General features: G+C 57.9%; 1 pseudogene. It reads left to right on the forward strand.

Going from position 1 to position 392, the window contains the following annotated elements:
• Window positions 1-119: 119 nt before the first annotated feature.
• A pseudogene (locus tag SB756_RS28345) lies at window positions 120-392 on the forward strand (GlxA family transcriptional regulator); the annotation flags it as partial.

A 392-nucleotide genomic window follows, 5' to 3' on the forward strand; every position in this document is an offset into this window, starting at 1 on the left:
GTCAACCGTAGCGTCCTGCCTTGTCTGCGATCTTCTATTTATAGTGCTGAATATGATAGGGCGGACGCCGGTGTACGCTTAGAATGGCATTCACTTCGGATGTGATGAGAGCAGCGTCCATGGTCGCCGAACAATACCTACAACAACCGCAGGCCGCCGAAACCGTCTCGCAGATCAAGCCTGAACTGCGGGTCGGTTTCCTCCTTCTCAATCAGTTCACCTTGGTGCCCGTCGCCGGGCTGGTCGACTCGCTGCGCTTCGCCGCCGACAAGTCGTTCCGCAGCCAGCAGGTGTACTGCCAATGGGACTGGATGACCCTCGACGACCAACCGATCACCGCCAGCTGTGGCATGCCCATTTCGCCAACCAAGCCGCTGAACTTGTTTGCCCAG

The organism is Pseudomonas sp. SIMBA_068, from assembly GCF_046534705.1.
GTDB lineage: Bacteria > Pseudomonadota > Gammaproteobacteria > Pseudomonadales > Pseudomonadaceae > Aquipseudomonas > Aquipseudomonas putida.